Source organism: Streptomyces sp. NPDC053755 (assembly GCF_040677675.1).
Classification (GTDB): Bacteria; Actinomycetota; Actinomycetes; order Streptomycetales; family Streptomycetaceae; genus Streptomyces.
Genome location: NZ_JBFASK010000056.1, coordinates 21,294 through 26,927, shown reverse-complemented (window position 1 = coordinate 26,927; position 5,634 = coordinate 21,294). Strand labels below are relative to the sequence as shown.

Below are 5,634 nucleotides of genomic sequence, written 5' to 3'. Positions count from 1 at the left end.
CGTGTACCGGGCCCCGCGGCGTTGCCTTGCCGTGTCGTCCCCGCTAGGCGGACTTGCGGCTGTCTCGAGGATGGACGGCGATGTTCATCGCGCCGGACCGCAGGACCGCCAGCCTCTCGGCCAGCACCTCCTCCAGCTCCTCACGCGTCCGCCGCTCCATCAGCATGTCCCAGTGCGTTCGCGCCGGCTTGCCCTTCTTCTCCTCGGGGCCGTCCCCGTCCACCAGAAGTGCCTGGCTTCCGCAGACCTTGCACTCCCACTCCGGCGGAATTTCCGCTTCCACCGAGAAGGGCATCTCAAAACGATGGCCCTTCTCGCATGCGTACTCCACGGCCTGGCGCGGGGCCAGATCGATGCCGCGGTCGGTCTCGTAGCTGGTCACCACGAGGCGCGTGCCGCGAAGAGCTCGCTCACTCATGAATCGTGCCTCCCGGGCTTGTCGCCCACAGGACAGGTGTCGCTGTCGTCGTCATCCGGTCAACGTCCGGTCGGCGGTAAAGATTCCCGTTCCGGGTCATGCGTCGCCCGTCGTGCCGCCCCTTGTTCTACCCACCAGTGCCCGGTTTGTCACATCTGGCAGCAGATGTCACCCAGCGTTTTCACCAAAGCAGCACGCAGTAACGGTCCGCCTGGCAGGCCAAAGGCGTACACTACCGGCCTTTGAGTTCCGCGTCTAAATCCGCTCGGGAACCGGGTTCCCCGCGGCGGCCACGGCACGCCGTACGGGTACCCGCGCCAGCAGGACGAAACCGGCCAGGAAGAAGATCACCAGCGAGATGATGGCATCACGGTAGCTCCCGGTCAGCTGGTAGGCGAGGCCGAAGACCAGCGGCCCCAGCCAGCTCAGGCCCCGGTCGCTCATCTCGTAGGCCGAGAAGTACTCCGCCTCCTTGCCGCGCGGCACCAGATGCGAGAAGAGCGAACGGGACAGCGCCTGGCTCCCGCCGAGCACGAGCCCGATCGCCGCCGCCAGACAGAAGAACGCCACCGGCGCGCCGGCCGGCAGGAAGTACCCGGCGGCCAGGATCAGCGTCCAGACCGCCAAGGACCCGAGGATCGTGCGCTTGGCGCCGTACGTACGGGCCATCCGCCCCATGCCGAGCGCCCCCGCCACGGCGAGCACCTGGACCAGCAGGACCGCGGTGATCAGCGTCGTCTGCTCCAGGCCCAGCTCCTCCGAGCCGTAGATCGACGCCTGTGAGATCACCGTCTGCACGCCGTCGTTGTACACGAGGTACGCCAGCAGGAAGGAGAGCGTCAGCGGATGGCGCCGCATGTCCTTCAGCGTCGCCCGCAGCTGCCGCCACCCGCCGCCGACCGCGCCCTCGCCGCCGGCCCCCCGCACCCGCCGGTCCCGCAGCCTGCGCAGCGGTACGAGGGTCCAGGCACCCCACCACAGGCCGGCCGAGGCCAGACAGATCCGTACCGCCGTCCCCTCGCTGATCCCGAAGGAGTCGTGCCCCGAGTACACGACCAGGTTCAGGACGAGGACCAGCGCCCCCGAGGTGTAGCCGAAGGCCCAGCCGCGCGAGGAGACGGCGTCGCGCTCGTCGGGTTCGGCGATCTGCGGCAGATAGGCGTTGTAGAGCGCCATCGAGACCGCGAGTGAGGCGTTCGCGACGATGAGGAGGAACGCCCCGAGGAGATAGCGGTCGCCCTCCAGGAAGAACATGCCGGTGGTGGCCGCGGAGCCCAGGTAGGCGCAGACGGCGAGCAGCGGCTTCTTGCGTCCGGTCCGGTCCGCGGCCGCGCCCGCCAGCGGCATCGCGCACACCGCCACCACGAGCGAGAGCGAGACGGCGTAGGCGAAGAGCGAGCCCGCCCGGACCGGTATGCCCAGGGGGTGGACGTAGCCCTCCGCGTCCGCCGCCGCCTTGGCGACCGAGGTCAGGTAGGGGCCGAGGAAGACCGTCAGCACGCTCGTCGAGTAGACCGAGCAGGCGAAGTCGTAGAAGTACCAGCCCCGCTGTTCTCGGCGGCGCTCGGCGGGGCCGGCGCGGTGCGCGTCGTCCTCGGGGTGCTGCCCGTCGGCCGGTTCCGTCGGCTCGGCTGTGTTGGCGGTCAAGGCCGCGGCCCCCCTGTTCGTCCCCGTGGCGGGACGCGCGCTCAGATCCAGGCCCCCCGGTCCGTGAGAACCGTGCGCAGCGTCTCCAGATGATCGGTCATGATGCCATCGACCCCCAGGTCGAGGAGAGAGTTCATCCGCACCGGATCGTTGACGGTCCACACGTGCACCTGCAGGCCGCGCGCGTGCGCCTCCCGGACGAAGCGGCGGTCCACGACCGTCACGCCGCCCTGCCGCTCCGGTACCTGGGCGGCGACCGCCCCCGCGCGCAGCGCCGCCGGGATGCCGAGGGAGCGCAGCCGCAGGCCGAGGACACCCCTCACGCCGTACGAGGTGGCGAGCCGGGGCCCCGCCAGGCGCTGCGCCCGGGCGACCCGGCTCTCGGTGAAGGACCCCACGCACACCCGGTCCCAGGCGTTCGTCCTGCGGATCAGGTCGACCAGCGGGACCAGGGACGACTCCGCCTTCAGGTCGATGTTCCAGCGGGCCTCGGGGAACTCCTCGAGCAGTTCCTCGAAGAGCGCCAGCGGCTCCTTCCCTCCGACCCGGGCCTCCCGCACCGCGTTCCACGGGAGGTCGCGGATCCGGCCGGTCGCGTCCGTGACCCGGTCGAGCGTCGCGTCGTGGAAGGCGACCAGCGCACCGTCCGCGGTGGTGTGGACATCGGTCTCGAAGTAGCGGTAACCGGCCGCGGCGGCGCGGCGGAAGGCCGCGGTGGTGTTCTCCAGGCCGTCCGCCGCCCCGCCGCGGTGCGCGAACGGGATGGGGGAGGGGTGGTCCAGATAAGGGTGGCGTACGCGAGTCACCGCCGCAGTATGGCCTGCTCCCGTGTCCCGGAGGCGACCACGGTGCTGTTTCCTTCCGTCTCGGGAACGGCGAACCGGCGCAGGAAGAACTGCGCGAGCGGCCCGATGGCCAGCGCGTAGAGGACCGTGCCGACGCCGACCGAGCCGCCCAGCAGGAAGCCGGAGGCGACGACGGCGACCTCGATCGCCGTGCGCACCAGGCGGATGGAGCGGCCCGTGAGGCGGTGCAGCCCGGTCATCAGACCGTCGCGGGGGCCCGGGCCGAACCGGGCCGCGATGTACAGCCCCGTGGCCACGCCGTTGAGGACGATCCCGAGGACCAGCAGCGCGATCCGCCAGGCGAGGCCGCGCACCTCCGGGACGAGCGCCAGGGTGCCGTCCATCGCCACGCCGATCACGAAGACGTTGGAGACGGTGCCGAGCCCCGGCTTCTGCCGGATCGGGATCCACAGCAGCAGCACGGCCGCGCCGACGATGATCGACACCACCCCGATCGTCAGTCCGGTCCGCTCGGCGAGACCCTGGTGCAGGACACCCCAGGGCTCCAGGCCGAGCCCGGCGCGTACCAGGAGCGCCGAGCTGATGCCGTAGAGGGCCAGTCCGATGTAGAGCTGCGCGAGCCGGCGGCTCAGGCGCCGGCCGCGCAGGCCGGAGGCGAAGGTCGTGATGGACAACGAGTGCCCCCCTGTGTGGTGATAGTGGACTGACTCATGTCACTCTGTGGCGGGGGATCCGATGCCAACCATGGCCAATCCGAGGAAGGTGGACTGAATTCCATGGCTCAGTGGACTTCGGCGGTCGGGCCGGCGCAGCTGGCGCGCCAACTCAAGGCGCAGCAGCCCCGTCCCGCGGGACCGGGCACCCGCAAGCCGCCCGCCTACCGCGCGCTGGCCGACGGCATCCGTCTCCTCGTCCTGGAGGGCCGGGTTCCGGTCGCCGCCCGGCTGCCCGCCGAGCGGGAACTCGCGATGGCCCTGACGGTGAGCCGTACGACGGTGGCGGCGGCGTACGAGGCGCTGCGCGCCGAGGGCTTCCTGGAGTCGCGGCGCGGCGCCGGCAGCTGGACCGCCGTGCCCGCCGGGAACCCGCTGCCCGCGCGCGGTCTCGAACCGCTGCCCCCCGAATCGCTCGGCTCGATGATCGACCTCGGCTGCGCGGCGCTCCCCGCGCCCGAGCCGTGGCTGACCCGGGGCATCCAGGGCGCCCTGGAGGAGCTGCCGCCGTACGCCCACACGCACGGGGACTATCCCGCCGGACTGCCCGCGCTGCGGCAGATGCTCGCCGACCGGTACACCGAGCGGGGCATCCCGACCATGCCCGAGCAGATCATGGTGACGACGGGTGCGATGGGCGCCATCGACGCGATCTGCCATCTCTTCGCCGGCCGCGGCGAGCGGATCGCCGTCGAGTCGCCGTCGTACGCCAACATCCTCCAGCTCATGCGGGAGGCCGGCGCCCGGCTCGTCCCGGTCGCCATGGCCGAGGACCTGGCCGGCTGGGACCTCAACCGCTGGCGGCAGGTGCTGCGCGACGCGGCCCCGCGCCTGGCCTACGTCGTGGCCGACTTCCACAACCCGACGGGCGCGCTGGCCGACGAGGACCAGCGGCGGCAGCTGGTCGACGCGGCCCGGTCGGCCGGGACGGTCCTCGTCGTCGACGAGACCATGTCCGAGCTGCACCTGGAGGACGATCTGGAGATGCCCCGGCCGGTCTGCGCCTTCGACCCGGCCGGCTCGACGGTCCTCACGGTCGGCTCGGCCAGCAAGGCGTTCTGGGCGGGCATGCGCATCGGCTGGGTCCGGGCCGCGCCCGACGTCATCCGTTCCCTGGTGGCCGCGCGCGCCTACGCCGACCTCGGCACCCCGGTCCTCGAACAGCTCGGCGTCAACTGGCTGCTGCGGACCGGCGGCTGGGAGCAGGCCGTCATCATCCGCCGTCAGCAGGCCCGGGAGAACCGCGACGCGCTCGTCGCGGCGGTGCGGGCCGAACTGCCCACGTGGGAGTTCGACGTCCCGCGCGGCGGGCTGACCCTCTGGGTCCGCACCGGCGGACTGTCGGGCTCCCGCCTCGCGGAGGCGGGCGAACGGGTCGGCGTACGGGTCCCCTCGGGCCCGCGCTTCGGCGTGGACGGCGCTTTCGAGGGCTACGTCCGCCTGCCCTTCACCGTCGGCGGCCCGGTCGCGGAGGAGGCGGCGGCGCGTCTGGCGGCCGCGGCGCGGCTGGTGGAGTCGGGCGCGGGGGCGGCGACGGGCGGAGAGCCGCCGAGGACGTTCGTGGCGTAGGACGCGTCCCGGAGGGAGCGCCACCCGCCCGAAGGGGGCGAGGGGGTACGGGCCGGGAGTCCCGGACCTCGGGCCGTGCGCGACGCCCCCGGGGCCGGCGGGGCGGGGGCGCCGGGCTGTCCGTCGGCCCGGCCGCCGGCCGCTCGGCTCGGGACCGGAGGAGCGGTCGTCCGTCACGGGGCGGAGGACCGTGGGGGGACCTGGTCGGTCTCGAGGCCGACGGGCCGGTACGGACGATCGTCCGTACCGGCCCGTCGGTGTCTTCCGCGCGGACCGCGCGGACCGCTCAGCCCTCGGCGGGTACCGGCGTGTGCCGCGGCATCGGACCCGTATCCGGGGCGTGGGCGGGAATCACCGCCCCGGCGCTCGGGGCGTGCTGCGGCAGCGGCGGGGCCGCCTGCACGGGAGCCGGGACCGGCTCCGGAGCGGGGACGGCGTCCGGGTGCGGGGCAGGAGCGGGGAGGGCCCCGTGGTCGGGGAC

The 5,634-nt window shown here is 73.0% G+C and carries 5 protein-coding genes and 1 pseudogene; 1 reads left to right on the top strand and 5 read right to left on the bottom strand.

Annotated elements, in window-relative coordinates; all coding sequences use genetic code 11:
• Positions 1-43: 43 nt before the first annotated feature.
• From AB0K65_RS30885 to AB0K65_RS30870, 4 genes are all read right to left on the bottom strand, one after another.
• A complete protein-coding gene (locus AB0K65_RS30885; RefSeq protein WP_026278069.1) occupies positions 44-418 on the bottom strand; it encodes an RNA polymerase-binding protein RbpA in 375 nt (124 codons plus the stop codon).
• A 255-nt stretch (positions 419-673) separates the two neighbouring features.
• Complete coding sequence (locus AB0K65_RS30880; protein WP_365722346.1) at positions 674-2,065, bottom strand: MFS transporter; 1,392 nt, start codon at positions 2,063-2,065, stop codon at positions 674-676.
• Between the two features lie 41 nt (positions 2,066-2,106).
• Positions 2,107-2,871, bottom strand: a complete 765-nt coding sequence (locus tag AB0K65_RS30875) for a glycerophosphodiester phosphodiesterase family protein (RefSeq protein ID WP_365722344.1) — start codon at positions 2,869-2,871, stop codon at positions 2,107-2,109.
• The gene (locus tag AB0K65_RS30870; RefSeq protein ID WP_365722342.1) at positions 2,868-3,545 is read right to left on the bottom strand and encodes a hypothetical protein; all 678 of its coding nucleotides are present in this window, start codon (positions 3,543-3,545) and stop codon (positions 2,868-2,870) included. Before AB0K65_RS30870 ends, AB0K65_RS30875 begins: the two co-directional genes overlap by 4 nt.
• A 102-nt stretch (positions 3,546-3,647) precedes the next feature.
• On the opposite strand from AB0K65_RS30870, the gene AB0K65_RS30865 reads away from it, so the two are divergent.
• Positions 3,648-5,153 (top strand): PLP-dependent aminotransferase family protein, encoded by a 1,506-nt coding sequence (locus AB0K65_RS30865; protein WP_365722340.1) that lies wholly within the window; start codon positions 3,648-3,650, stop codon positions 5,151-5,153.
• A gap of 286 nt (positions 5,154-5,439) precedes the next feature.
• On the opposite strand, the pseudogene AB0K65_RS30860 reads toward AB0K65_RS30865, so the two are convergent.
• A pseudogene (locus AB0K65_RS30860) lies at positions 5,440-5,634 on the bottom strand (hypothetical protein); the annotation flags it as partial.

Bases quoted from the DNA above. Each gene is read 5' to 3' on its own strand.
- AB0K65_RS30885 (WP_026278069.1), bottom strand. From the start codon at position 418: ATGAGTGAGCGAGCTCTTCGCGGCACGCGCCTCGTGGTGACCAGCTAC.
- AB0K65_RS30865 (WP_365722340.1), top strand. From the start codon at position 3,648: ATGGCTCAGTGGACTTCGGCGGTCGGGCCGGCGCAGCTGGCGCGCCAA.